Origin of the sequence: Geodermatophilus aquaeductus (assembly GCF_900182545.1) — a bacterium.
Classification (GTDB): domain Bacteria; phylum Actinomycetota; class Actinomycetes; order Mycobacteriales; family Geodermatophilaceae; genus Geodermatophilus; species Geodermatophilus aquaeductus.
Genome location: NZ_FXTJ01000004.1, coordinates 25,193 through 50,729, shown reverse-complemented (window position 1 = coordinate 50,729; position 25,537 = coordinate 25,193). Strand labels below are relative to the sequence as shown.

21 protein-coding genes and 1 pseudogene are annotated in these 25,537 nt (G+C 72.2%); 17 read left to right on the top strand and 5 right to left on the bottom strand.

What is annotated here, in order from left to right; genetic code table 11:
- Positions 1-10: 10 nt before the first annotated feature.
- Positions 11-1,213: a tyrosine-type recombinase/integrase gene (locus FN207_RS11545; protein WP_185938300.1), complete on the bottom strand. Its 1,203-nt coding sequence runs from the start codon at positions 1,211-1,213 to the stop codon at positions 11-13.
- Positions 1,214-1,862: 649 nt separating this feature from the next.
- On the opposite strand from FN207_RS11545, the pseudogene FN207_RS11540 reads away from it, so the two are divergent.
- Positions 1,863-2,081 (top strand): annotated as a pseudogene (locus tag FN207_RS11540) (tyrosine-type recombinase/integrase); the annotation flags it as partial.
- A gap of 149 nt (positions 2,082-2,230) precedes the next feature.
- On the opposite strand, the gene FN207_RS11535 reads toward FN207_RS11540, so the two are convergent.
- Positions 2,231-3,019 (bottom strand): GAF and ANTAR domain-containing protein, encoded by a 789-nt coding sequence (locus FN207_RS11535; RefSeq protein WP_142458664.1) that lies wholly within the window; start codon positions 3,017-3,019, stop codon positions 2,231-2,233.
- Between the two features lie 996 nt (positions 3,020-4,015).
- Here FN207_RS11535 and FN207_RS11530 point away from each other — a divergent pair.
- The 7 genes from FN207_RS11530 to FN207_RS11495 all read left to right on the top strand — a co-directional run bounded on the left by FN207_RS11530 (position 4,016) and on the right by FN207_RS11495 (position 11,470).
- Positions 4,016-5,155: a tyrosine-type recombinase/integrase gene (locus FN207_RS11530; protein ID WP_142458663.1), complete on the top strand. Its 1,140-nt coding sequence runs from the start codon at positions 4,016-4,018 to the stop codon at positions 5,153-5,155.
- 778 nt (positions 5,156-5,933) lie between these two features.
- Positions 5,934-6,566, top strand: coding sequence for a hypothetical protein (locus FN207_RS11525; RefSeq protein ID WP_142458662.1), 633 nt, complete (start codon positions 5,934-5,936; stop codon positions 6,564-6,566).
- Between the two features lie 157 nt (positions 6,567-6,723).
- A complete protein-coding gene (locus FN207_RS11520; RefSeq protein WP_142458661.1) occupies positions 6,724-7,419 on the top strand; it encodes a hypothetical protein in 696 nt (231 codons plus the stop codon).
- A 28-nt stretch (positions 7,420-7,447) separates the two neighbouring features.
- Positions 7,448-9,451, top strand: coding sequence for a sensor histidine kinase (locus FN207_RS11515; protein WP_142458660.1), 2,004 nt, complete (start codon positions 7,448-7,450; stop codon positions 9,449-9,451).
- The gene (locus FN207_RS11510; protein ID WP_142458659.1) at positions 9,448-10,092 is read left to right on the top strand and encodes a response regulator transcription factor; all 645 of its coding nucleotides are present in this window, start codon (positions 9,448-9,450) and stop codon (positions 10,090-10,092) included. Before FN207_RS11515 ends, FN207_RS11510 begins: the two co-directional genes overlap by 4 nt.
- Positions 10,093-10,132: 40 nt before the next feature.
- Complete coding sequence (locus FN207_RS11505; protein ID WP_142458658.1) at positions 10,133-10,504, top strand: hypothetical protein; 372 nt, start codon at positions 10,133-10,135, stop codon at positions 10,502-10,504.
- Positions 10,505-11,236: 732 nt separating this feature from the next.
- Complete coding sequence (locus tag FN207_RS11495) at positions 11,237-11,470, top strand: excisionase family DNA-binding protein (protein ID WP_142458656.1); 234 nt, start codon at positions 11,237-11,239, stop codon at positions 11,468-11,470.
- A gap of 641 nt (positions 11,471-12,111) precedes the next feature.
- Here FN207_RS11495 and FN207_RS11490 read toward each other — a convergent pair.
- From FN207_RS11490 to FN207_RS11480, 3 genes are all read right to left on the bottom strand, one after another.
- The gene (locus FN207_RS11490) at positions 12,112-13,290 is read right to left on the bottom strand and encodes a hypothetical protein (protein WP_142458655.1); all 1,179 of its coding nucleotides are present in this window, start codon (positions 13,288-13,290) and stop codon (positions 12,112-12,114) included.
- Entirely contained in the window at positions 13,287-13,598 is a 312-nt protein-coding gene (locus FN207_RS11485) for a peptidoglycan-binding domain-containing protein (protein ID WP_246065993.1), read from the bottom strand. The genes FN207_RS11490 and FN207_RS11485 overlap by 4 nt, the downstream gene beginning before the upstream one ends.
- A 298-nt stretch (positions 13,599-13,896) precedes the next feature.
- Entirely contained in the window at positions 13,897-15,027 is a 1,131-nt protein-coding gene (locus tag FN207_RS11480) for a hypothetical protein (RefSeq protein ID WP_142458654.1), read from the bottom strand.
- A 145-nt stretch (positions 15,028-15,172) separates the two neighbouring features.
- Between FN207_RS11480 and FN207_RS11475 the strand changes: the two genes are divergently transcribed.
- From FN207_RS11475 to FN207_RS11435, 9 genes are read left to right on the top strand one after another with little or no spacing between them, the layout of a single operon-like run.
- Positions 15,173-15,850, top strand: a complete 678-nt coding sequence (locus FN207_RS11475) for a hypothetical protein (RefSeq protein ID WP_142458653.1) — start codon at positions 15,173-15,175, stop codon at positions 15,848-15,850.
- Between the two features lies 1 nt (position 15,851).
- Positions 15,852-16,160 (top strand): DUF3987 domain-containing protein, encoded by a 309-nt coding sequence (locus tag FN207_RS11470; protein WP_221888154.1) that lies wholly within the window; start codon positions 15,852-15,854, stop codon positions 16,158-16,160.
- Positions 16,161-16,172: 12 nt separating this feature from the next.
- Positions 16,173-17,312 (top strand): hypothetical protein, encoded by a 1,140-nt coding sequence (locus FN207_RS11465; protein WP_142458652.1) that lies wholly within the window; start codon positions 16,173-16,175, stop codon positions 17,310-17,312.
- Positions 17,309-17,806, top strand: a complete 498-nt coding sequence (locus FN207_RS11460; protein ID WP_142458651.1) for a phage baseplate assembly protein V — start codon at positions 17,309-17,311, stop codon at positions 17,804-17,806. Before FN207_RS11465 ends, FN207_RS11460 begins: the two co-directional genes overlap by 4 nt.
- A complete protein-coding gene (locus tag FN207_RS11455) occupies positions 17,806-18,126 on the top strand; it encodes a hypothetical protein (RefSeq protein WP_142458650.1) in 321 nt (106 codons plus the stop codon). Before FN207_RS11460 ends, FN207_RS11455 begins: the two co-directional genes overlap by 1 nt.
- Before the next feature lies 1 nt (position 18,127).
- The gene (locus FN207_RS11450) at positions 18,128-18,484 is read left to right on the top strand and encodes a GPW/gp25 family protein (RefSeq protein ID WP_142458649.1); all 357 of its coding nucleotides are present in this window, start codon (positions 18,128-18,130) and stop codon (positions 18,482-18,484) included.
- 5 nt (positions 18,485-18,489) lie between these two features.
- Positions 18,490-20,919 (top strand): putative baseplate assembly protein, encoded by a 2,430-nt coding sequence (locus FN207_RS11445; RefSeq protein WP_246066029.1) that lies wholly within the window; start codon positions 18,490-18,492, stop codon positions 20,917-20,919.
- A 2-nt stretch (positions 20,920-20,921) separates the two neighbouring features.
- Complete coding sequence (locus FN207_RS11440) at positions 20,922-23,390, top strand: putative baseplate assembly protein (protein WP_142458647.1); 2,469 nt, start codon at positions 20,922-20,924, stop codon at positions 23,388-23,390.
- Complete coding sequence (locus tag FN207_RS11435) at positions 23,387-25,531, top strand: phage tail protein (protein WP_142458646.1); 2,145 nt, start codon at positions 23,387-23,389, stop codon at positions 25,529-25,531. Before FN207_RS11440 ends, FN207_RS11435 begins: the two co-directional genes overlap by 4 nt.
- Positions 25,532-25,537 lie beyond the last annotated feature (6 nt).

The window sequence follows — 25,537 nt, the reverse complement described above, 5'->3', positions numbered from 1 at the left end:
CGCGGCTGGATCAGCCGTCGAGCAACGCGGCGAAGCGCTCGGCGGCCTCGCGGCCCATGCCGGGGTGCACGTGCTGGTACACGGTGAGCGTGATGGTGGCGTTCGCATGCCCGAGGCGCTCGGAGACGACCTTCACCGGCACGCCGTCGGCCAGCAGCAGTGTGGCGTGGGTATGGCGGAGGTCGTGCAACCGGATCCATGGCAGCAGCTCCTCCCCCAGCGCCTTCCGTGCCCGCACCACCTGGGCGCCGAAGCGACGAGAGAACCGGTCCGGATGCCGGTGAGCGCCATCCACCCCGCCCAGCACCAGCGCGGAGTCCCGGACGAGATCCCCGGACACCTGTGCGCGAGCGGCTCTGTAGGCGCGCAGGGCCACGACGGTTCCCGCATCGAGGTCGACCACCCGGGACTGGCCGGTCTTGGTCGGGCCCTCGACCAGCTGCTGGCCGGCGTCCTTCTCCTTCACCACCCCGACACTGCGCCGCACCGCGATCCGGGCAGCGTCCAGATCGACGTCGCGCCACCGCAGCGCGAGGGCCTCACCCCGGCGCATCCCCGAAGCCGCCAGCAGCCGCCAGCACATGGCCAGGTCCCGGTCATCGGCGTCCGCCCAGCGGAGGAACCGGGCGAGCTCCGGAGCGGTCCAGGCCTGCATCTCCGGCGGCCGGGCATCCGACGGGCTCGGTGGAGTCGCTCGATCGGTCGGGTTCACGGACAGTCGTCCCTGTCTGACCGCGTCACTGAGGGCCGCTCGCAGGATGGTAAACACGTAGCGGACAGTCCGTGCTGACAGTCCACCTGTTCCGTCAGCCCTCCCGGACACCTCGAGCTCGCGCATCCAGGCGTCGACCATCGGCCCGGTCAGGCGAGCGAACGGCTGCACCCCCAGGTAGGGGTTGATGTGCAGCCGGATGTTCTTCCGGTAGGAGGACACCGTCGAGGGGCTCAGCCGCTGGGTCGCGATCCACTCGGCCAGATAGGCGTCGAGACGCTGCTTGGACGGCTCGACCCACTCCCCCATCTCGGTCTTGCGGATCTCCGCGCGCAGTACCGCAGCAGCCTCCCGGCGGGTGCGGAACCCGCGCTTGAGGACGACACGCTTGGTGCCGTCGGCGCGTTGAGCGGCGTACTTGATAAGGAAGCGTGGCCCGGCCTTCGTTTGGTACTCGCTGATCCCGCCTTCGCCCGCCTGACGTCGTCGCGCACCCGCCATTGACTGCCTCCACGTCCTCGTGCGTCGAGGGTCCCGGCGTGCCGCAGCTGCCGGCCCCATGACGGACTACCGCCGACGGCGGGCGCTCGACTGCCGGATTACCAATCTGTGGACGCACAACAGCCTGTGGAGCACCAATTGAGGAAGAGTGCAGCCCGGCAACCCCTGCTGGAGCGTCGTCTGCGTTCTCCAGTTCGTCTCCGGTGATCCTCCAGCCCGGTCGCCCGCCGTGATGAGCCCCAGCGGAGGCCAGACGGCCGTGCCCGCGACGCACCCGGAGGTTTGACGACGCCGGGGACTCCTCGGCCCCGGAACCCAGACCTGCGCAGCGTCTCGGCTGCGAGTCGCAGGAGTACGTGCCTGCAGGTCAACCGACATAAGGGGCTTCAGCGGACCACGTAGACGAGCCCGAACAGGGAACAATGGCGGCCAAGGGGTTGTAGCGACGACCACCGCTTGCGCTGGTTCAGCCGAGGAACGGGGTGGAGCGGCGCGAGGGCCTTGCGCCCGCGTGGCACCTCAACCATCGGGCCGATGGCGCTCATCGATGCCTCCCACCGCAGGGACGCCTCCGACGCAATCTGCTGCCCACCCGAGTATCGATGTGGTCGTCGAATGTTGAGAACCACTCTCCACCGCCGGCTTCGACTACATCACCAGCCACGTGATCCGCAAGACGACCGCGACGATGCTCGACCACGCCGGCCTGTCCGCCCGTGCCATCGCCGACCAATTGGGTCACGCCAACCCGAGCCTCACCCAAGACGTCTACCTCGGCCGCCAGGTCACCTCCACCCACGCCGCGGCGGCGCTGGAGACGCTGCGACCCACTGTCCCCGGCCACCGCCGGGTCGGCGGTCCAGGGTGAACGGATCGGGCCGCCACCTCGTCCGAACGCGTCACGTCTCCTCCGACTGAGACGGCCCGTGGTGACGAGACGACAGTTCCGCTGCGGTGGTCATTCAGTACCGACCCAGTCGTGCCATGGGTGAATCGGACGGACGCGCACCGCGTCGCCTAGGGCGTGTCCTGCCGGTCTTGACCGGCGCGCGCGCCAGGAGTCCACATGCCGGTGCGGGCGAGGTCCTCGGCGACCGCGGACAGCTTGCGGTTGGTGTCCTGGCTGACCTTGGCCAGCACGGCGAACGCCTGGTCCGAGGTGATCCTCAGCCGCTCCATCAGGATGCCCTTGGCCTGGCCGATGATGTCCCGGTTCACCAGGGCGCTGGTCACGTTCTCCAGCTGCTGGGCGTCCGCTGCGGCGATGGCGGCGTGGCTGGCCAGCAGCAGACCGACGTGCTCGGACTCGTCGGTGAAGGCGGACGTCGAGTGGGCCAGCAGGTCCAGCGCGCCGAGGGTGTCCCGGTGCACGAACAGCTGGATGCACAGCATGCTGCGCACGCCGCGTTCCGCGGCCCGGGGACCGAGGACCGGCCAGCGCGGATCGCCGGCCAGGTCGTCCACCCGGACGGTCTGCTGCTGCCAGATGGCGTCCAGGCACGGACCCTGACCGGTCTCGTCCTGCAGGACGTCGAAGTCGCTGGCCCACGTACTGGTGGCCGCCGCCGAGTAGCAGTGGCGGTCCTTGCCGACCATGGTGATCGTCGCCGCGTCGGCGCCGGGCACCAGCGCCACCGCCAGGTGCACGACGCCGTCCAGCACCTGCTGGGGCGAGGTCTGCCGCTGCAGGCTGCGGGCGGCCTCGGCCAGTCGCCGGGCCAGCGCGTCCAGACCGGTCGCCGTACCGGTGTCCTGCGAGGAGGGCTGTCCCCACTGGCGCGGACCCTCACCGCCCGCGGTGCTCATGAACCAGCGTGGCACGGCCGGAACCGCCGAGGTAGCCCTCTGCACGGAGCGGCCCCACGGGCGGGCGGTTCCACAAGCGGGCCTGACCCGCCTCCGCTCCATGGCGTGGAGGCGGGCTACGGCAAGCACAGCGCACAAGCCCATCTCGGCGCCGGTCAACGGTCGGCCCCACCTGGGTCCCGGCCGCCAGATGGCGCTCGGCGTCCACCTTGCGGTCGAAGACCTTCACCACCTGCGCACCGGAAGGATCCCGGAAGCGCGCGTACCGACGCCCGGACGTTCCGACTACGCCGGTCGAGGCTCGTCTCGGTCCCCTCCCGGAAGATGGGCGTCCGGTCACCCTCCCACCCAGCGCGGACATCCCCCAGTACGGCTGTGGAAGTCCCGCAGTCCTTCTCCAGTCAGCTGACCGCACGGCCGATGTGTCACTGAGAACTGAACGCCCGCCAGCGGAGTGGAAGGGCTGGACAGCTCGTCCCCCAGCCGTCGGCCGCCACTCCGCGACGGTTCCTCCGGGGGTCCAGGCGGATGGGACTGCCGACGCCGGGCTGGGAGCCGATAGAGAGAGCGCCCCCACCACGGTGCGCTCGGCTGGCTCGGTCAACGTCGGGGCGACCCGAGTCTCCAGGAGGCCGTCGACGGCACCGGCGAGACGGCCGCTCGTTGCCCGTCCGATGCTGCTGTGCACCCGGTCCCACCCGCTTCCACGCGGCTCTTGGCGCTCCAGGAAGCCGAACTGCAGTTGCTCCCCATGGCCCTACTGCTACCTCCTGCAGTTCGGCGCGCTGCTCATCGGTACTGCTCACAGCCACGGGAGGAGGACCGGAGACCGCGGCCGCACGGTTGGCGCCCACGGAGAGCGGGAGCACGTCCACAACGTCGCTGAGATCCCCAGATCCCAGGACGTCGCCCTGATCCCTCGGCAGGTGATCAACGCTGGCAGGTCAGGCCGGGCCCGCAGGTCCGTGCGCCGCAGGACGAGCCAGGAGGGCCAGCATGGGACGGCCTCCGCTGGTCGTGGGGACCTTCGGGCGGATCAACTTCCTGGTCCTGGGCAAGGGTCACGTCCGGGCACAGACCCGCTTCCGGGACTTCGACGGCCGGGTCCGGACGGTGACCCGCTACGGCCGCTCCCGCGCCGAGGCCGAGCGCCGGCTGCGAACGGCGCTACGCGACCGCGCCGGATCCGTCGAGGACTCCGCCACCGCCGACAGCCGCCTGTGCACGGTGGCCACCGCCTGGCTCGCCCAGATCGACGGGAGTGACCTGGCGGCGGGCACCAAGCGGCTCTACCGCTTCGCCGTCACCAGCTACGTGCTGCCCGGCCTCGGCGAGCTGCGGCTGCGCGAGGTCACGGTGCCGGCCATCGACCGGCTGCTGAGCACGGTGCGCAGCACGCACGGCGCCGGAGCGGCCAAGGCGACCCGCAGCGTGCTGTCGGGGATCCTCAGCGAGGCCGTCCGCCGCGGCGCGCTGCCCAGCAATCCGGTCCGCGACACCCCGGGCCGGCGCACCCGCCGCGGCACACCGGGGCCGCGGGCACTGACCGCCGCAGAGGTGCGCCAGCTGCGCGCACGGCTGGCCGCCGATCCCGACGCCGTCCGGCTGGACCTGCCCGACCTGGTCGACTTCATGCTCGGCACCGGCGTGCGCATCGGCGAGGCCTGCGGGCTGCGCTGGTCGGCGGTCGACCTGCCCGCCGGCACCGTCCGCATCGAGGCGACGCTCATCCGGGTGCCCGGGCAGGGCCTGGCCGTCCAGGAGGTGCCGAAGACCACAGCCGGGCGGCGCACCCTGGCCCTGCCCGGTTTCGTCCTCGACCTGCTGCGGCGGCGCACGCAGGTCTCGCTCACCGGCGCCGCCGAGGTGGTCTTCCCCAGCCCCAAGGGCCTGCTGCGCGATCCGTTCAACACCAGCAGCGACCTGCGCCGCGCACTGGACCGCGCCGGCTTCGACTGGGTGACCTCGCACGCGTTCCGCAAGACGGTGGCCACCCGCCTGGACGAGGCGGGACTGTCGGCCCGGCAGATCGCCGACCACCTCGGGCACACCCGGCCCAGCCTCACCCAGGACGTCTACCTGGGGCGCGGAGTGGCCAGCCCCGAGGCCGCCGCGGCGCTGCGGCGCCTGCGCTGATCACCGGAACACACGACGTCCGAACGCGGCTCGACACGGCCCTCGATGGGACCCGAAGCTCCTGAGTTTTTGCGTCGTACCTGCGTCGCAGCGACGCCTGCGCCGGACCCGACCGACGCCTGACCTGCGGTTTTGCTCCCCCGATTAGACTCGAACCAATAACCCTGCGAAGTGATCATGCCTTGTCGGCGGTGCTGTGTCAGCGCTGGAAATGCAGGTCAGCGGCTTGCGAGTAGTTGGTTGCCCGGGACGACCGATCGCCCACCGGGACAGCGCTCGACACCTTTGGGGCTTCGGAAGGGCCCATCTCCGCCTCATCGAATGCTCGTCATGCCCGATGACCGGTAGCTCGACAGCGTTGCACAACACCACTGGGACGAGTCGTCCGCCAACACCCTTCCAGCCGCTGTAGGCAGACCAGACATCGAGGTGTGCGGCGCCCCGAGCGACCCATCCAGGGACAGGTCACGGCACGGCCGTTCCGCTGGGCCCGCCCCCGGAGGGACGGGGACGGGGACCGGCCGTCCGAACTGTTGCCCTCCAGCGGCGACTGCCCAGGTGACTCCGGTGGTCGCACCACCACACAGGCTTAACCACGCTCACCGTCACCAACAAGTCCTTCCGGACGGGCGCGGTTCCGGCTTGGTCCACGAGAGTCAGGTCGGGAGCACACTGACCCGTGCCGCGCGGGTCCCGACCCGAGGAAGGCGACATGGCTACCTCGCACCGGGAAGCAACGAGCCGACGACTCGACCGTTGGTCGGGAGGCTGCCTGGTGGTGGCCGGCGTGCTGATCATCCCCGTGGTCGGCCACCCCGACATCTTCGAGGCGACGTTGGCGCATGCCGCGCTCGGCACCGGTCTCTGGGTGCCGATGCACGCGGGTCTGGTCGTGGCCGTGATCCTGTCGCTGGTCGGGCTCCTGGGCCTGTACGCAGGGCATGCTGACCGGCTGGGGCGAGTGGGTGCCGTCGGGTTCGCACTTGCTGTTCCTGGGTTGGTCCTGGCGGCATGCGCCTTTTACTGGGAGGCCTTCCTCTTGCCGGTGATCGCCCGGCACGCACCCGGGACCTTCGCCTGGAACGGTCCCGTCGTCGGTTCGTGGGCCGTTGTCGCCAGCGGGTCTCTGGCCGCCCTGTGGTTCATCGGGCTGGCTCTGCTCGGCCTCGCGCTGTGGCGCTCGGGCCTGGTGCCGGCGGGGGCGGCGCTCACCCTCGCAGTGGGTGCGGTTGCGTTTGCGCTGCTCGCGGGACCGTTTGTGCCCGTACTCGGGCCGCTGTCGGTGGTGGCCTTCGCGGCTGGTCATGTCTGGGTCGGTGCCGCCTTGCGTGCCGGTGCTGCGCGGCAGGCTGCTGACCCGAGGCCAGGACGCCGTGGGCCGTCGGACGAGGTTCCGAGACAGCCCGGATGAGGGTGGGCCACTGGTGCACCCGCCATGGGCCGGTCACGGGGTCACGTGGCGCCCAGTGTGTCGGGCGATGACCCGGGGAGTGCGGGACGTGGGCCCATGCGGACGGGACGCTTCGGCCGACAGGCTCGATCCCTCATCGTTCGATGGAGGTGTCGAGGTGTCCGTACCCGGTGATGGAAGAAGAGTCGACGACAGCGGCAGGCGGATCCCGGCCGGTGCAGCGCTGGTTACGCTGGGGACATCGCTCGGTGCGTTGGTCGTTGCCCGCATCGAGGACGTGACGACGCAGGCCGAGTTGGCGGACTACCTGGAGCGCGCCGGCGGCCGGTTGCTCGTCGCATGGTTCCTGTTCGTCCTGTCCGGACTCGCCTGGCTGGTCTTCGCCGTGGGGGTGCGCAGGCTGCTGCCGGCCGGTGGCGCTCGGGACCTGTTCCTAGCCGCGGTCGTCGCCGGTCAGGCAGCGTCCTGGGCCGGTGCCAGCCTGGCCACCGCAGCGGCTCCTGCCGAGGCGCACGACATGCCCCTGTCGGTGTACAACGCGTTCGGCGAGGCCGCGCACCTCGCTCAGGCCGCGGGGACGGCGGCTGTGGGAGTGGCTCTCGTCGCCGCGGCGACGGCCACGAGGCGCAGCGCCGCGCCGGCACTGCTGCCGGGGTGGCTCGGGCTGGTGACGCTGGTGGTCGGCGTGATCCTCGTGCCCGCTTCGGTCATCGGGCCCGTCGCTCTGCCGTTGACGTGGGTCTGGCTGATCGTTGTGGCGGTCCTGCTGATCCGCCGATCACGGCAGGACGATCGCCCGTTGCGCGCGGGTCGGCCGGCGGCCGTTCACGACACCGAGCTGCCGACCGGCTGACTGCGTCCGGTGCCAGACTGCCACTGAGGTGATCGTCATCGCTGTCACCGAGATCGACACAGACGTCCAGGCCACGCGCTGGCGCGCCCGGTCGCTGCTGGCCGGGGCGGGATGGCTGGTCGTCGTGGTGGCCGGGGCGCTGTGGACGGCGAGCATCGCCTCCGCCGAACCCGTCTGGCATGCCGCCGTCATCGCGCTCGTCGTCCTCACGCCGGCGACGGTGGGCGCGGTGTTGGCAGCCCGGGTCGGGGTGCCGGTGGGTTGGCTGCTGCTGGGCTCGAGTGCGGCAACGGCTGTGGCCGGCGCGGCGGGGCACGTCGCGGAGAACCAGCCGTCCGCTCCTGCAGCTGTCTGGGGCGCCTGGGTCGCCGCGGTGCTGTGGGCGTTCGGTCCTCCGCTGTTGCCTCTCATGGCGCTCGTGTTCCCAGATGGTCGCGAGCTCGGCCACCTCGGAACGTGGGGCCTCCGAGCGGGCATCGCCGGGGTCACGCTGGTCGCTCTCGCTTCGGCGTTCATGCCCGGGCCACTCGCCGGGCTCAGCGACACGCCGGGCCCGGCCAATCCCCTGGGCGTCCCGGCGCTCCGCTCACTCCAGCCGGTGCTGCTGAGTGGGACAGCCCTCCTGCTGCTCGTGGCCGCGGTGCTGGCGCTCCTCACGCTGGGGCGCCGGTGGCGACGGGGACGCCGCTCCGACCGGCTCGCCCTGGCCGCGGCCGGGACTCCCTTGGCGGTGGCGATCGCGCTGGCCCTGGCGGTCCACGCGGTCGGGGTCGGTGGCGAAGGTGTCGCCCTCGTAGGAGCTCTCGTCGCGGCCCTCGGAATGCCTGCTGGCCTTTGGCTCGCTGTGACCCGGTATCGGCTGTACGAACTGGATCTCCTCGTCGCGCGCACCCTCGCGTACGCCGCGACGGTCGCGGGTCTGGCGCTGTTGTTCGTCGTCGTCGCGGCCGTCGTCGGTCTCCTGATCGGAGGTCATTCGCGCGTCGCTGTGGCGGCAGCCGCCGCGATCACCGCCACCGCGGCCGGATCCGTCCGAACTCGGGTCGTCGGCCACGTCCAGCGCTCGGTGCTCGGACTGGCCGGCGACCCAAAGCGCGCCGCCGAGCTGGTCGAGCAGCGACTGGCGACCGTGAGGGACCCAGACCTCATCCCCGAAGCAGCCGCCCAGGCGGTCACTGACGCGCTACGGCTGCCCGGCGTCCGGGTCGTGCTGCCCGACTTCCCCGACGACCCCGCCGCCGAGCCAGGAGTGACGCTTCCGCTGTCGCACCATGGAATCCGGCTGGGCGCGCTGACCGCGCCTCGACCGGTGAGCACCGCCGAGCGGCGGGCGTTGGTCGTCGTCGCCGTGCCCGTGGCGGCCGGCCTGCATTCAGCGAGTCTCAGCAGAGCGGTCCGTCAGTCTCGTGCGGAGCTCCTCGCGGCCGTTGAGGAGGAACGCCGCAGACTGCGTCGCGACCTCCACGACGGCCTCGGCCCGAAGCTCGCGATCCTGGCCATGGGCTTGGACGCAGCCCAGAACCTCGCCGCGGGCACACCGGCCGAGACCAGCCTCGCCGCGGTCTTCGACCGCCTGCGGGGGCAGGCCGACGCCATGCTCGGCAGCCTGCGGCACATCGTTTCCGGTCTCCGTCCGCCGGCGCTGGACGAGTGTGGGCTCGCGGAGGCGCTGCGGCGCTACGCCTCGGAGGTTGCCGAGCCGGCCGGGCTGAGCGTCGAACTCGACTCGGACGAACTCGGGCCGCTCACCGCGGCCGTCGAGGTCGCGGCCTACCGCATCGCCGTCGAGGCCGTGCTCAACGCCGCTCGCCACTCCCGCGGCCAGCACTGCCGCCTGGTCCTGCGCAGGCAGGACGGACTGCGGCTCAGCGTCACTGATGACGGCCGGGGCATCCCGGAACTGGTGCCGACGGGTGTGGGCACGCAGTCGATGCGCGAGCGCGCTGCCGCACTTGGCGGATGGGTGGCCATCGGCCCTGCCGACCGGTGCGGCACCGAGGTCCGCGCGTGGCTTCCGGGTGTCCCGACATGAGCAGAGTCAGCCTGCTGCTCGTCGACGACCACGCCCTCTTCACCGAGGGACTACGTGAACTGCTGTCGTTCCACCGAGACCTCGAGGTCGTGGGAACGGCGGCTTCGGCCGAGGAGGCTCTGTCCGAGGTGCGACGACTGACACCTGACGTGGTGCTGATGGACCTGCACCTGCCCGGCCTCGATGGAGCCACCGCCACTCGACGCATCACAGGCCAGCATCCCGCCACGGCGGTGCTCGTCCTCACCATGCTGGAGGACGACGCGTCCGTGTTCGCCGTACTCCGCGCCGGTGCCCGCGGCTATGTGCTCAAGGGCGCGCATCAGGCCGAGTTGGTCGAGGCAATCCGGGCCGTCGCCCGCGGCGAGGCGGTGTTCGGCGCTCAGGTGGCCGACCGTGTCCTTGCGCACTTCTCCCACCCGCAGCCTCACCGCGCCGTACTCCCTGAACTGACCGACCGCGAGCGCCAGGTTCTGCGTCTGCTGTCCACCGGCCGACCCACGCAGGACATCGCCAGTCAACTCGGCCTCTCACCCAAGACCGTGCGCAACCATCTGTCGAACGTCTTCACGAAGCTTTGTGTTGCGGACCGAGCCCAGGCGGTACTGCTGGCGCGCGACGCCGGGCTCACTGAAGACTGAACCGCGAGCCAGCTTTCGCGACTTCGATGGTCATCGCCGCTTGGTCACCCGGTACGGACGCACCCGCGCCGAAGCCGAACGCCGTCTCCGCGCCGCCCTGCGTGACCGCGACGGCTCCGTCGACGAGGGGCGGACCGCCGACAGCCCGCTGGCCACCGTTGCGGCGGAGTGGCTGGCCGAGATCGACGACAGCGACCTGGCCACCGGCACCGAACGGCTCTATCGCTTTGCGCTGAACAACTACGTCCTGCCCGGCGTTGGCCGGCTGCGCCTCCGGGAGATCACAGTGCCTGCCGTCGACCGGCTGCTGACGGCGGTCCGCCCGCGCTGCTTGGGGTTGGTCGCTACTGGAGATGCACCAAGATCATGTGCCACACACCTCATGCATTCGGCGTCCCGGAACTCGTTGTGACGGGATTCCTGCAGGTCGCCTCGGACGCTGGGGACATGGGGAGAGGGAGCAGCGCCAGCTACCGGGCGCGCCGTCAGGAGCGCGAGCGTCAGCGTCGGGAGCGCGCTGCACAGGCGGACGCCAAGGAGATCCCGGCCCGGCGCACCTGGTCCGCTAACGGGGCGGCGAGTGGCGATGCCCGACGGGCAGCCGCCTCGTCCTGCGCCTGGTGCGGCGGTGTGATCCAGCCGCGATCGCGAGGACCGATCCCGAAGTGGTGCTCGGCCACCTGTCGCCACCGGGCGTGGGAGCAGACACGGGCCGCAGCGTCCGGCCGCGCAGCTCTTCAGGTCGTCGAGCGGCGGGTCGAGGTTCCGACCGATTTCTCACCGAGCCGACAGGCCTGGCCCCAGATCCTCCGCGAGCTCACCAGGCAGCTCCATGACGGCCGCGTTTACGACCGTGACCTCGGCGCACTGTCCGTCGAGCTCGGGTCGCTACTGGAGGCATACCGGCACCTACAGCGCCTCCGTGGTGCTCCCGACCTGCGCTGACGTGAGTCCTCGTGCGCTTCTTCAGTAGCTCTCCTGGGCAACTGGAGGATGAGCAGGGACGGGGGCGCAGCACCACGGGCGGACCGGCGCTGGAGAGCGCCGGCGACCGGAGGTGCCCTGCAGACCTGTCCCCCACCCTCGGTGACTCTCGCTCGTCGCCGTGAGCCGGCGACTTCGACGCACGCACCCAGGAGCTGCCGTGGATCTCGACGACCTACGGATCAGCCGAGCCGCGGTCGTGACGGTCGCGCAGGCCGCCTCGGTCTTCGGTGTCGACGTGCGAACGGTGAGCCGTGCCATCGAGAACGGCGAGCTGCCGGCACTCCGCCTCGGCAGGCGCGTGCTGATCCCCCGCCTGCCCCTGCTGGCCGCTCTGGGCGTCAGCGTCGATGAAGGTCCTGGAGTCCCCGACGCCGGCTCCGGCGACCGGTAGGCACGCGTCCCGACTGGAGGCCCTCGGCCGGTCCGCTCGCCTCAGCCCTGACGGCGAGACACCCGACGGCCCGCGGCCGCTCTTCCGCGATCGGTACAGCGGCATGCTGGCATGGGGAAGCCTGCCCCCGCCCAAATCCCACCCCTGGCGGAGCCTGCTCGTGATACCCACCGTGATACCGATGACGGCGTATTTGGCGGTATCAGGATGCCTCCTGAGGTCCAACCGCACTCCCCCGAACTCACGAAAGCGCAGCTCAGGGCAGTAGGGCGCATCTAGATGCTTAGCCTTGGCTAGGAGTTCAAGTCCCCCCTCGGACACACACTCACCCGGTGTTCCTGCAGCTCAGTGACTCGGATCGACGTGGCACGACGAGCGCTGGCTCCGGTCCAGCGCGCGGCTCGTCCACCGCATCGCGCTGCCGGAGGACTACGGCCCGGCGCACGGTCCCCGGTGACCGCGCTGCCCGCCTGGAAGCGGCAGCGGACCACCGAGGTCGTGGCCGCACCACTCCTGTCCGGCTCGCCCGCCCGCGGCCTCCTCCTCTCCCCCGCGTCCCAACTCGACCCCGGGGGTCCTCGAGCCTGCGCCTGACTGCCTCGCTCGCGACGACCTCTCGGCGCGGCCGGCCGACCCGGGCGTCACGGTCCAAGCTTCCGGGCCGTGAACCGGCTGCCGTTGTGCGTGAAGGTGAGGTCGGTCAGGTCCAGGTCGGGCGCTGTACTGCGCGTGTCACCGACGGCGATGACGCCGACCTGGCTGCCGTCCGGCAGGACGGCCCAGCCGATCCGGGCCGGGGTGCCGTTGACCTGGATCCTCGCCTCGTACACCCCGGCGGGTTCGGTGGCCACCGTGGCCGTGAACGGTGTGTCGAACGTGGGGGTCCGGAGTTCGCCGGAGATGGCGCCGTCCCCGAGATCGCCCGTCAGGCTCGCCCCGCTCGGCGAGCTCAGGTCCAGCCGGCCGTCGACGAAGGACCCCTGCAACCAGGCCTCCAACTGCCGCCCGTCGCAGACGTACGCGATGGCCCGGTCCGCGTCGATGACGATGGCCAGGCTGGCACTACCGTCCAGCGTGTCACCTCCGAAGACGCCCTGCGTGGCGTTCGCGGGTGGCGAGGGAGTGGGCGTCGCCGAGGTCGAGCCGGGCGACGGCGCCGGTGTGGGCGTCGGCACCTCCGACGCAGTCGGCGGAGTGCCCGCGTCCTCGCCGCCCGGCTCGACAGCCACGCCGCCTCGGACTAGTCCCACAAAGGTGACAGCCAGCAGGAGCGCTGCCAGGACGACGACCGTCAGCTGCAACGCCAGGCGGGGCTCGCGGCGTCCGGAGGCCGACGTGGTCCCACCCTGCGCCTCCGGGACGAAGGGAATGCCGGCCAGGATGTCCCGGTACTCCTGTGCAGCCTCCTGGATGGCGAGCCCGCCGTACTCAAGCCGCGCCTGCAACCCAGCGAGCATCACCCCTGCCGCCTCTGCGGCGCCCACCCGCGCTCTCAGGTCACTCGTCTTCTCCAGGTGCGCCGACACGGCCGCCGTCATCGACACCACCAGCGCGGCGAAGCACAGCCCCTGCCACACCGTCCGCGATGCGTCGAGCGACAGCCCCTGCTGGACCCTCTCCGCGAAGCTGGGGCCGCCCAGGGCAGGGCCCGCGGTCAGCGCGGCGATGACGGCACTGCTGACGATGCTCACGGTCGACAGCCGCCTGCTCACCGGAGCCTTCCTCCGGACGTAGGTCTCGATGCCGACTCGTCTGGCCCGGATGGTGTCGAGCAGTCCTGCTCGCGGGTCGGGCGCCTCCGCGGGTTCCAGGGTGATCACCTGCCCTCGGTCACTCGTGGCCGGGGGTGGCGCGGCGTCACCGGCGCCATCGCCTGCGTCCCTCGACGTGGCTGCATCACAGGCCCAGGGCGGCGCACCATCGCCGCGCGGGTGTTCGGACCGACGATGCCGTCGACGGCCACTTCTTGGGCGGACTGGAAGTCACGCGTCGCCTGCTCGGTCGCGGGTCCGAACGCCTCGTAGACCGCGAAGGTCCGGCCCAGCGCCTGAACCAGTCGCCACTGCCAGGTGGCCACCGCGGCACCGCTGGCCGAGCGCAGGCTGCCGTGCGCCTGATCCTCGCGCACGTCGGGCCACCGCTGACCGGCGACAGCGGCGGGCGCCGGGCGGTGCGCCAGGCCCAGGTAGGGCGACCAGGCGCTGCACCCCGCGCGGCAGGTCGACCACCGCCTCGTCCCGCAGGCCCAGCCCGAACCCCCTGAGCAGAGCCACACGCGCCGGTCCGACGTCCACGGGTCGTCTCCCCGGTGCCTGGGTGCTGTGTGCATGCAGCACCTCCCGGGCTACGTGAGGGCCGCGCGGCCCGGTTGATACCGATCGAGCGGACCTGGTGGCTGCCGCACCGCTGGAACCCGTGCGGCGCCGTCAGCGCGGCGCAGCCCCGGTCGCACGAGGGCGGTCGCCGTACCGGTTCCGGTCCTCGTCGCGGTACCGGTCGTCCTTCCCGTGGTCGCGTTCGTCCGGTCGGCGGTACCGGTCCCGTTCCCGGTCCCCGCCGTACCGGTCACTCCCGCCTCGGTCCCCGTACGGTTCCGGCCGCTCGTCCCCGTCCTGCTCGGCCGGCTGGTCGCCGTACGGCGCCGGTCGCTGGTCGACGTACTCCCCCGGCCCTCCGCCGTCGTCCGGGCCGTACTCGTCCTGGAGCCTCAGGTACTCGGCCATGACCTCGTCGACCGTGTTGGTACGCAGCAGCGTGCAGGCGGCCACGCCGGCGTCCTCGTGGCACTTGGCCACTGCCTCTCGTCGCTTGAGCTCGGCGATGGCCGCGTGCCCCTTCAACATGCACGCGAGGACCTCGCAGATGCAGTCGACGTAGGCGTTCACATCGACGAACCCCCGCCGGACGGCCGACGAGTGCCGGCGCGCCACGAGAGCGGCAGCGTACAGCCGGCGGAAGTCCGTCGTCTCCGGGTTGCCACTGGTCTTCGTGGCGATGTCGGCGATCTCGGCCTGGACGGCCGTGACGCGCTCGGTCAACTTGGTCGGCTCCTGGATGAGGTCGGCGAAGCAGGCCTCCGCCTCCTTGGTCCGCCACTCGATGTCGGCGATCCGTGCCGCGAGCTCCTGGGGTGGGCAATCCGTGAGCTGGTCGTCGAAGTCGCAGTCCGTGTCGCAGTAACAGCCGCTCTGATCGCCGCAGCGCTCGAGGCGGTCCTCGACGCGGTCGAACGCACGGTCAAGCTTCCGGACCGTCCCGGAGTGGTCGATGAGGCACTGCAGCTGCTCGATCAGCTTGCCGAGCTGCTTCCCGGCCTCCTTGGCCAGCGGCGCGGCCGCATCCCATGCCGCGCCGTACGCCTTCCGGATGCCCTTGTACTGGGTCCGGGCTGTGTCGAGCGCCTGGAGATGGGCAGCGTTGTACGCGGCCTGAGCCTCGATCCCCTTGGCCGCACATGTGTAGTCGTCCAGCATGTCGCCACCGCAGTTCGGATCCGGCGGCGGAGGGTCCTCCGGCCGGTAGTCGCCAGGGTCGCTGGGCTCGGTGGGGATGTTCATGGGTCCTCCCTCTCCGGGGTGCGTGGCGATCCTGCAGGGCGTCTGTCACCCGGCCGTCACTCGTGCGCATCCCGCTGCACGTGACGGAGCAGTGACGCTGGACGGCCAGCCTGTTGGGCATGCAGGCGCTGCCAGGAGTTCTTCGGTGACGGGTTTCGCGGGGTCACCCCGTACCGCTCGGGGTGCCCTCATCGGGCTGGACCCGGCGAACCCGCTCGCCAGCGTCGTGCTCTTCCAGTACAACCCCGATGAGATGACCCGCACGTTGCAGGCCAGGGCGGCCACCGGCGGCGGGCTCTCCGGGGGAGCGCGCAGCGAGGCCCTGCGCCTCACCGGGGCACCCATCGAGAACATCTCGCTGGCGATCGAGGTGGATGCGGCCGATCAGTTGGACAGCGGTGACCCACTCGCCTCGGAACTCGGCATCTACCCGCAGCTGTCGTCGCTCGAGATGCTGCTCTACCCGAAGAGCTCGGTCGTCATCGCGAACACCGCACTGGCCCTGGCCGGGTCGATCGAGCTGGTGCCGGCCGAGGCGCCGCTGACCCTGCTCGTCTGGGGGATCAAGCGGGTGCTGCCGGTACGGCTCACCCAGTTCTCGATCACCGAGCAGGCGTACGACCCCGGGCTCAACCCGATCCGGGCCCGGGTGTCGCTCGGCCTGCGGGTGCTCTCCTACAGCGACCTGGACGTGACCAATCCCGGCTACCACGTCTTCCTGGCCCACCAGGTGGCCAAGGAGGTCATGGCGACGATCGCGAGCGCCTCGGCGGTCGCCACCGTGGGGACCGGCGCCGCCGGCTCGCTGCCGTTGGGGGTGTGACGTGGTCGATCCGACGAGTCGGTACGCCCTCATGCCGATCGCCACCACGACGGTGCCGGACGGTGTCGGTGGATCCCGCACGGTGCGCTACCTGGGCCGACGCTTCCCGCCGCAGCCCTCGACCCTGGCGACGCTGGCCGAGCACCCCGTCACCCGCGGCGACCGCCTGGACGTGGTGACGGCCAGGTACCTCGGCGACCCCACGCAGTTCTGGCGCATCTGCGACGCCGGCCTCGTCATCCACCCCGACGAGCTCACCGCTGCGGATCGCATCGGCGAGCTCCTGCGCATCCCGGTCCCCCAGGTGTGAGGGGAGGACGCGATGGCGGTGCTCAACACGACCCTGACCCTGCTGACCGGGCCCCAGCTGGCGGTACCCGCGCCTCCGCTGCTGGTGGACGCGCTGGAACGGGTCGAGGTCACCACGTCGGACACCGCCCGCTCCGGCTTCCAGCTCGTGCTCGCCGCTGGGCGCACCGGGCCGGCCGACCTGCTGGACTTCCCGCTGCTGCGGCTGCCCCTCCTCCGCCCGTTCCACCGAGTCGTCCTGGTGGTCACGTTCGCGGGGACCCCGAGGGTCCTGATGGACGGCGTCATCACCCACCGCGAGGTGACGCCGGGCTCGACCCCCGGAGCCACACGGCTGACGGTCACCGGCGAGGACGTCAGCGTGCTCATGGACCTGGAGGAGAAGACGGTCGAGCACCCGGCGCAGGACGAGACCGCGATCGCGACCCGGATCATCCTCTCGTACCCGTCCCTGGGCCTCGTCCCGCAGGTCGTGCCGCCACCGTCGCTGGACCCGCCCGTCCCCGTCGAACGGATCCCCGTGCAGCAGGGCACCGACCTGGGGCACCTGACCGAGATGGCCCGCCGCTTCGGCTTCGTCTTCTTCGTCGTCGCCGGACCCGCGCCCATGACGAACACGGCCTACTGGGGGCCGCCCGTGCGCACCGGACGGCCGCAGCGCGCCCTGTCGGTCGACCTCGGCGCGGAGACCAACGTGCAGCAGATCACCTTCCGCGCGGACGGGCTCGCACCGACCCAGGTCGTCGGCGAGATCCAGGACCGGCTGACGAACCGCGCGATGCCCGTCCGCAGCGCGGGCAGCCTGCGCCCGCCGCTCGCGGCGCTGCCGGACTGGCTGGTCAACCTGCCGAACGTGCGTACGACGGTCTTCCGGGACAGCGGCCTCAGCACGGCCCAGGCGCTGGCCCGGGCGCAGGGGATGGCAGAGGCATCCACCGACTCGCTGACCGCGACCGGGAGCCTGGACGCCCTGCGCTACGGGGACGTCCTCACCGCCCGCGGCCTGGTGGGACTGCGCGGGGCCGGTTGGCAGCACGACGGGCTCTACTACGTGCAGCGGGTCACCCACACCATCCAGCGCGGCGAGTACACCCAGGCCTTCACCCTGACCCGGGAGGGCGTCGGCTCGACGACGGCGGTGGTGGCGCCATGAGGCAGTACTTCGGCAAGCACCGGGGCAAGGTGGTCAGCAACACCGACCCCTACCAGCAGGGCCGGGTGCAGGTGAGCTGCCCGGACGTCCTCGGGCCCGGCCGGTCCAGCTGGGCCATGCCGAGCGTCCCGTACGCCGGCGACGGCGTCGGCTTCTTCGCCATCCCGCCGAACGGCGCGAACGTGTGGGTCGAGTTCGAGGCCGGCAACCCGGACCACCCGATCTGGGCCGGGTGCTTCTGGGAGCCCGGTCAGGCGCCGGTGACGCCGGCCGTCGCGCAGACGAAGGTGTTCAAGACCGACGGCCTGACCCTGACCGTGAACGACCTGCCGGGGTCTGGCGGGGTCACGGTCGAGGTGTCCCCGCCCGTGGTGGCGACCGCGCTGAAGATCGCCCTGGACTCCTCGGGCATCTTGCTGTCGAACGGTTCCGCGAGCGTCAAGCTGAGCCCGGTCTCGGTGTCGCTCAACAACGGCGCGCTCGAGGTGCTGTGATGCCGGGCCTGATGGTGCACCTCGGCGCGACGGTGCTCTGCGCCCACGGTGGCCAGGCACAGCCGACGTCGCCCGCCCCGCGGGTCCTGGTGAGCGGCCAGCCCGTCGCCACGCAGCCGGTGCCCTACGTGGTGGCGGGCTGCCCGTTCGTCCCCCCGGGCGGCAACGGCCCGTGCGTGACCGCCCAGTGGGTCGTGGCCGCGACCCGCGTCCTGGTCGGCGGCGTGCCCGCCGTGCTGCAGGACAGCCAGGCGGTGTGCGTGCCGACCGGCACGCCGCTGACCGTGGTGGTCACCCAGCTGCGGGTCAGGGGGACCTGACATGCACCTCGACTTCCCGTTCCGCGTGGACGACGGCGGCCGCACCGCGGGGACCACCTCCGACGACCATGTCCGGGACCTCGTGGAGCAGGTCCTCTTCACCGCCCCCGGGGAGCGGGTGAACCGTCCGACGTTCGGCAGCGGTGTGCTCCGGCTCGTCTTCGAGCCGAACGGAGCGGAGGTGGCGACGGCGACGGAGTTCCTCGTCCAGAGCGCCCTGCAGCAGTGGCTGGCCGACGTGGTCGAGGTGCAGGCGGTCGAGGTCACGACCGCGGACGCCACGCTCCAGGTGGCTGTCCGCTACCGGGTCCTCCCCTCGCCGCAGCCGCAGACCGTGGTCCTCACGAGGCGGGTGTGACCGGGATGCACGAGCACCGGTACGCGAAGGCCGGGCCCCGGCTCGACGAGACCCGCGGGGGCGGGTGGCTCAACGGCATCGACCACCTCGAGGTGGACGCGGGGCACCCGCCGGACGTCCCCGCGCAACGCACGCTCCTCGTCCGCTGCCTTCTCCCGGTGCCCGCCGATCTCGGCTCCGCTGATCTCGAGGTGCAGGGCGGCGTTCGGGCGGACCCGGCGGTCAACCCGGTCCGGGTGCAGTGGGCGGTCGTCGCCAGCGGCCTGGCAGCCGCGCGGGACACGGGCCTGGTGACCGCCCAGGACGCCGAGGCCTTCTGCGCGCTGCCGGACCCAGAGACCCTGCTGGTGGTGCGGACGAGCTCGTCGGGTGACTTCTCCGGGTACCGGCTCGTGGTGGTCGAGCCGGACCGGTACGAGTTCGATCCGCGGCTGGCCGCCGCCGACTTCGGTTTCAAGGTCGACTGTCCGACCGACTTCGACTGCCCGGTCCCGGCTCCGTGCCCGCCCGAGCGGCTGCCGGAGCCGACGATCGACTACCTCAACCGCGACTTCACCGGACTGCGCCAGCTGCTGCTCGACCGGCTCTCCCTCGTGCTCCCGCGCTGGGCCGACCGCAACGTCGCCGATCTTGGTGTGACGCTCGTCGAGCTGTTCGCCTACCTCGGGGACCACCTCGCGTACGCCCAGGACGCGGTCTCCGCCGAGGCCTACCTGGGCACCGCCCGGCGGCGGGTGTCGGTGGCGCGGCACGCGCGGCTGCTCGACTACCGGATGCACAACGGCGCGGCGTCCCGGACGTGGCTGGTGGTGGAGGCGGACGAGGCCGCGGACGGCACCACCCTCGTCAGAGGCACCGAGGTGCACGCCGCCGACGGGTCCGTCGTCTTCCACACCCTGCACGACCTCACGGTGCGGGCCTCCCGGTCGGCGATCGACTTCTACACCTGGGGCGAGCCGGACAGCTGCCTGCCGCGCGGGGCCACGCGGGCGACCCTGCGCGGCACCTGCTCCGAGCTGGACCTCCACGCGGGGGACGTGCTGCTCCTCGAAGAGGTGCTCGACGGCGACGGCGCTGCGGCCGGCGCTGACAGGTCGCACCGGTGGGCCGTGCGGCTCGTGGCGGACCCGCGTGACCGTCGCGACCCCCTCACCGGCGCGGACCTGGTGGACGTGGCCTGGCGGGCCGAGGACGAACTGCCGTTCCCGCTGTGCCTGCGGCTGTTCCCGCGTGGCCGCTGCGAGGAGCCGCTCGGCGCGTCGGTGGCCAGGGGCAACGTCGTCCTCGTCGAGCACGGACGCCTCGTCGGGCCCGAGCCCCTGGTCCCGGAGCAGGTCCCCGACCGCGGGGACTACCGCCCCACGGTCGACCAGCCGGGACTGGCGCACGCGGTCCCGTACGACCACGACCGGGCCCGCGCGGCTCCGGCCGTCGACGCTCTCCTCGCGCGTCCCGAGGAGGCTGTGCCCCAGGTCGTCCGGCTCAGCGATGGCAGGGACGACTGGACGGTGCGCCCGGACCTGCTGGGCAGCGACCGCTTCGAGCCGGAGTTCGTGGTCGAGATGGAGGACGACGGCCGGGCGCACCTGCGTTTCGGCGACGACGTCCTCGGCCGGCGACCGCTGTCGGGCGACAGCTTCCGCGTCAGCTACCGGGTCGGCGGTGGCCGGGCCGGGAACGTCGGCCCTGACGTCCTCACCGTGCTCGCCACGCAGGTGCCGGGCCTGTGGGTGCGCAACCCGCTGCCGGCCCAGGGCGGGGAGGACCCGGAGCCGGTGGAGCAGGTGCGGCAGTGGGCGCCGCAGGCCTTCCGGGTGCAGCAGCGCGCGGTCACCGACGCCGACTACGGAACCGTCGCCGGGCGGCACCCGCAGGTCCAGCGGGCTGCGGCCACCCGGCGCTGGACGGGGTCCTGGTACACCGAGTTCGTGACCGTGGACCGGCGTCGCGGCGACCCGGTGGACCCCGGCTTCCGGAGCGAGCTGGCCGCGTTCCTCGAGCCGTTCCGAATGGCGGGGCTTGACGTGGCGGTGGACGCCCCGGTCGCGGTGTCGCTGGACATCGTGCTCACCGTCTGCGTGGTGGAGGGGCACTTCCGCGCCGGCGTGAGACGTGCTCTGGTCGACCGCTTCTCCGCGGGTGACCTGCCCGGCGGCGGCCGCGGCTTCTTCCACCCGGACAACTTCACCTTCGGCCAGCCGGTCTTCCTGAGCGAGGTCGTGGCAGCCGTGATGTCCGTCGACGGGGTCCGCTGGGTGGAGACCGAGGAGGGACCGGGCAGTCCCAACCGGTTCCGGCGCTGGGGTCGGCCGGCGGCGGGCGAGCGGACGTCGGGCCGCATCTCGATGGACCGGCTCGAGATCGCCCGGTGCGACAGCGATCCCAACGAGCCGGAGAACGGCCGGATCGAGTTCGTCATGGTGGGGGGGCTGTGACCATGAGCGGAACGACCTCCGACGACTGCGGTTGCTGCGGCGCGGCCCCGGTCGACAGTGCGCTCACCAACCGCTCGGGGCTCTCGGCGCTGGCCTACCGCAGCGGCACCCAGGTGACGGTGCTGCGACGCATGCTGGCGCGGCTCGCGACCGTCCTGCCGACGTTGACCACGCGCGACCCGGAGGACCCGTCGGTGGCGCTGCTGGACGCCTGGGCCACGGTCGCGGACGTGGTCACCTTCTACCAGGAACGCATCGTCAACGAGGGGTTCCTCCGTACGGCGACCGAGCGCCGCTCGGTGCTCGAGCTCGCCCGGGCCATCGGCTACGAGCTGCGCCCGGGCGTCGCGGCGACGACGGACCTCGTGTTCACCGTCGACGCCGCGCCGGGCGCCCCGACCAGCGCGGTCGTGCCCGAGCGCACCAAGGTGCTCAGCGTCCCCGGGCAGGGCCAGCGGTCACAGACGTTCGAGACCTCCGGGGCGCTGCCCGCGCTGGTCGAGCTGAACGAGGTGGGGCTGCCTCTGCGGCAACCACAGGGGGTCCGCGCCGGACAGAAGAGCCTGTACCTCGCCGGCGTGACGACCGGCCTTCGACCCGGTGACGCCGTCCTCGTCGTCCGGGAGGTGGCCGATGCTCCGGTAGCCGACAGGTGCCGCGAGTTCCGGGTCCTGCGGGCGGTCGACCCACAGCCCTCGGCTCGTCCGGACCAGCCGTCGACGACCCTCGTCTCCTGGGACGAGCCCCTCGACGAAGCCCCGGCCGGCCAGGCCACGACCGTGGTGCATGCCTTCCGGCTACGAGCCTCGATCTTCGGCCAGAACGCCGCCGACTGGCGCAGCATGCCCACGATCATCCGTCGGCGCTACGCCCTTCCCGGCAGGCAGGGCGACTTCGTCACCTGGCCGAGGTTCGGTCTCCCTGGCGCGAACGAGCCCGCCGTGATCGACCTGGACGCCGCCTATCCAGCCGTGGCTCCGGGCTCCTGGCTGGTGCTCACCCAGCCCGGCCAGGCCCCGGCGGTGTACACGGTCGAGGATGCCGAGCTTGCAGCGGGGGCGGACTTCGGCATCACGGCCCGGACGACACGGGTCGAGTTGGACCGGGTGGACGGCCTGGCCGCCTTCGACCGACGGCAGGCCGTCGTGCACACCCAGACGGAACCGCTCGGGCTCGCCGAAGAGCCCCTGCCGGAGCTGGTCCCGGCGGGTAAGGCCGTGGAAGTCGACGGGCAGCCGCCACTCATCGAGCGGGCCACGGTGCTCGTGAGAGGCACGACGAAGGCCGATCTCCCCGTCGTCCGTCGGGCGACCGTCAGTGAAGGCCCGGGGGTGGAGACGACGTTCGCCCCGGCGCTGCCGGAGCTGCGTCGGGAGTCGGTCCGCATCCTGGGCAACGTCGTCCCCGCGACCCACGGGGAGACGGTGGAGGACGAGGTGCTGGGCAGCGGCGACGGCACGGCCACCTACCAGACCTTCGTGCTGCGCAAGCCCGACCTGACCCACGTCTCGGCGGCGACGACCAACGGGGTGGCCAGCACGCTGGAGGTCCGGGTCGACGGGGTGCTGTGGGCGGAGGTGCCGTCGCTGTTCCTCGCCGGCCCCCACGACCAGGTGTACGTGGTCCGCATCGACGACGAGTCCCGGGCCACCGTCCTCTTCGGCGACGGGGTCCGAGGTTCCCGGCTGCCGACCGGCCAGGAGAACGTCCGCGCGCGGTACCGCAGCGGCATCGGTCCGGACGGCGACGTGGCGGCGGACGCCCTGACGCTGCTGCCGCAGCGCCCGCTGGGCATCGCCTCGGTGACCAACCCGCTGCCGGCCGCCGGCGGGTTGGCCCCGGAGGGCCTGGACGACGCCCGGGCCAACGCGCCGCTCACCGTGCTGACCCTCGACCGGGTCGTCTCGGTGCGGGACCACGAGGACTTCGCGCGTGCCTTCATCGGCATCGGGAAGGCGCGGGCGGTGGCGCTGCGGGTGCGGACCAGCCTCCTCGTGCACCTGACCGTGGCAACCGCCGACGGATCGGCGGTCGACGCGACGACGGTCGGCAACCTGCGCGACGCGATCACGGGCTTCGGGGGTGACGCGGACCGGCTGCGGATCGACAGCGTGGACTTGCAGCCGTTCCGGGTGGCCGCGGCGCTGCTCACCGACCCGGCGCGGGTCCGGTCCGACGTCGAGGCTGCGGTAGAGGCCGCCGTGCGCGCGGCCTTCGGAGCCGACCGGCGCTCGTTCGGGCAGCCCGTCAGCGCCGCGGAGGTGGTGACGTCGATCCAGTCCGTGCCAGGAGTCGTCGCCGTCGTCCTGACCGCGCTGCACCTGGCGCACGAGGCGCCCACCGTCCACGAGGTGCTCCTCGCCCGTGACGCCCACTTCTACCCGTGTCCCGGCGCGCGGGACCGGGTCTGCCCGGCTCAGCTGCTGCTCCTCGACGCGGCCGAGATCGAGCTGGAGGAGATGTCACCATGACCGGCGGATCCCCCGTGTACGACCTGCTGCCGGCGATCCACCGCATCCGGGACACCGAGCGGGGCGGACCGCTGGAGGCGCTGCTCGGCATCGTGGAGGAGGAGTGGCGCCGGCTCGTCGACGACGTCGACGGGATGTACGACGACTGGTTCATCGAGACCTGCGACGAGTGGGTGGTGCCCTACATCGCCGACCTGCTGGGCGTGCAGGGACTGAGCTCCGTCGTCGGCGGGGGTCTCAGCCGGCGTGCGCTGGTCGCCAACACGCTCGCCTACCGACGGCGCAAGGGCACCCCGGCGGTGCTCGAGCAGGTGGCCCGGGACGCGACCGGGTGGCCCGCGCGCGTGGTCGAGTACTTCCAACTGCTCGGCACGACGCAGCACCTCGACCACATCCGGCCGGCGAACGTGCGGACGCCGGATCTGCGCGACTCCGCACCGCTGGAGCTCATCGGCACGCCGTTCGACCGGACCGCGCACACGGTCGACGTCCGGCACATCGACACCGGACGCGGCAGGCACGGCATCCCGCACGTCGGTCTCCACCTCTGGCGTCTTGGCGCCTACGCCGTCGCCGGCGCCGACGCGCGGGCGGTCGACCAGGACCTCGGGCAGTGGACCTTCGACCCGGCCGGGCGGGACGTGCCGCTGTTCAACCGGCCCAGGACCGAGCCGGCGCTGACCCATCTCGCCGAGGAGGTCGACGTGCCCGGGCAGCTCCGGCGACGCGCCCTGCACGACGAGCTGACGGCACTGCGGACGGACCCGGACGCGACGCCGGTCTTCTTCGCCGAGCCGACACCCGCCCTCCGGGTCCAGGTGGACGGGCGACCGGTCGATCCGCGCTCGCTGATCTGCGCGGACCTGAGCACCTGGAGCCGGCCGGCCGCGGGGGGCACCGTCGCGGTGGACCCCGTGCTCGGCCGCCTCACCCTTCCGCCGGGCGTTCCCCCGCGCCGGGTGCTGGTCGACTACGCCTACGGCTTCCCGGGCGACCTCGGCGCCGGACCGTACGAGCGCCGGGCGACCCTCGCTGACGGCCTGACCGTCGCCGGGCGGCCGTGGCCGGACCAGGCGACCTGGCAGCACGAGGGAGGCTGGCAGGTCGGCGTCGGCCGTGACCTCGAGCCGGTCCCCGGTCGGATCGTCCGCACCATCGGGGACGCAGTGCGGCTGTGGAACGCCCGCCCACGCCGGGCCGGCGGCCAGGTCGGCATCATCGCGGTGACCGACAGCGCCACGTACACCGAGGACGTCAGCATCGAGGTGGAGGCCGGTGACCGGCTGCTCCTCGTGGCCGCCTACTGGCCGGAGCGCGAGAGCCCCGACGTGCCGGGGATGCGCGCCCGTCGACCCGGCAGCTTCGTGGCAAGCCGGGTGTGGCCGCACCTGATCGGCAGCATCCACGTCACCGGCACGGGCAGCGACGAGGAGTCCCCGTGCGGGTTCGTGCTCAGCGGCTTCTCGGTGGAGGGCGGGCTGACCGTCGCTCGGGGGAACCTCGGCAGCCTCGTCGTCACCAACTGCACCTTCCTCGCTGCCCAGCGGGAGTACGGGCCGGACGGCGGCGTGGTCGACGCCACCGACGACCCTCGGCTGACCGTGCGCCTGCTGCGGACGATCTGCGCCCAGGTCCGGCTGACGGGGGTTCCGGGGCTGGGGCTGACCGACTGCATCGTGCACGCCGACTGCGAGCTCGACGCACCCGCCGTCGATGCGGCCTCGGCGCACGTGGAGGTGCAGGCCTGCACGATCCTGGGCCGCACGCGCGCCCGGAGCCTCGCGGGCAGCGACTCGATCCTGCGGGGCCTGGTCGACGTCCAGGTCCGCCAGCAGGGCTGCCTGCGCTTCTCCTACCTGCCACTGGAGTCGCGGTCACCGCGCCGGTACCGGTGCCAGCCCGTGGACCTGGCGGGCGCCTCGAGGATCGCGCCGACCTTCACCTCCGTGCAGCCGGCGGACCCCGCGTTGGGTCAGTTGGCGGCCGACTGCCCACCCGAGATCCTGACCGGCGCCGAGGACGAGGGCGAGATGGGCGCGTTCGGGTTCCTCGGACAGCACCGACGGAAGGCGAACCTGACCTCGCAGCTGGACACCTACCTGCGCTTCGGGCTCGAAGCCGGGCTCTTCTTCAGAACGTGAGGTGCA

Excerpts from the sequence above, each read along its gene's own strand:
- FN207_RS11545 (WP_185938300.1), bottom strand. The coding sequence starts at position 1,213 with ATGGCGGGTGCGCGACGACGTCAGGCGGGCGAAGGCGGGATCAGCGAG.
- FN207_RS11535 (WP_142458664.1), bottom strand. The coding sequence starts at position 3,019 with ATGAGCACCGCGGGCGGTGAGGGTCCGCGCCAGTGGGGACAGCCCTCC.
- FN207_RS11530 (WP_142458663.1), top strand. The coding sequence starts at position 4,016 with ATGGGACGGCCTCCGCTGGTCGTGGGGACCTTCGGGCGGATCAACTTC.
- FN207_RS11510 (WP_142458659.1), top strand. The coding sequence starts at position 9,448 with ATGAGCAGAGTCAGCCTGCTGCTCGTCGACGACCACGCCCTCTTCACC.
- FN207_RS11480 (WP_142458654.1), bottom strand. The coding sequence starts at position 15,027 with ATGAACATCCCCACCGAGCCCAGCGACCCTGGCGACTACCGGCCGGAG.
- FN207_RS11465 (WP_142458652.1), top strand. The coding sequence starts at position 16,173 with ATGGCGGTGCTCAACACGACCCTGACCCTGCTGACCGGGCCCCAGCTG.
- FN207_RS11460 (WP_142458651.1), top strand. The coding sequence starts at position 17,309 with ATGAGGCAGTACTTCGGCAAGCACCGGGGCAAGGTGGTCAGCAACACC.
- FN207_RS11455 (WP_142458650.1), top strand. The coding sequence starts at position 17,806 with ATGCCGGGCCTGATGGTGCACCTCGGCGCGACGGTGCTCTGCGCCCAC.
- FN207_RS11450 (WP_142458649.1), top strand. The coding sequence starts at position 18,128 with ATGCACCTCGACTTCCCGTTCCGCGTGGACGACGGCGGCCGCACCGCG.
- FN207_RS11445 (WP_246066029.1), top strand. The coding sequence starts at position 18,490 with ATGCACGAGCACCGGTACGCGAAGGCCGGGCCCCGGCTCGACGAGACC.
- FN207_RS11440 (WP_142458647.1), top strand. The coding sequence starts at position 20,922 with ATGAGCGGAACGACCTCCGACGACTGCGGTTGCTGCGGCGCGGCCCCG.
- FN207_RS11435 (WP_142458646.1), top strand. The coding sequence starts at position 23,387 with ATGACCGGCGGATCCCCCGTGTACGACCTGCTGCCGGCGATCCACCGC.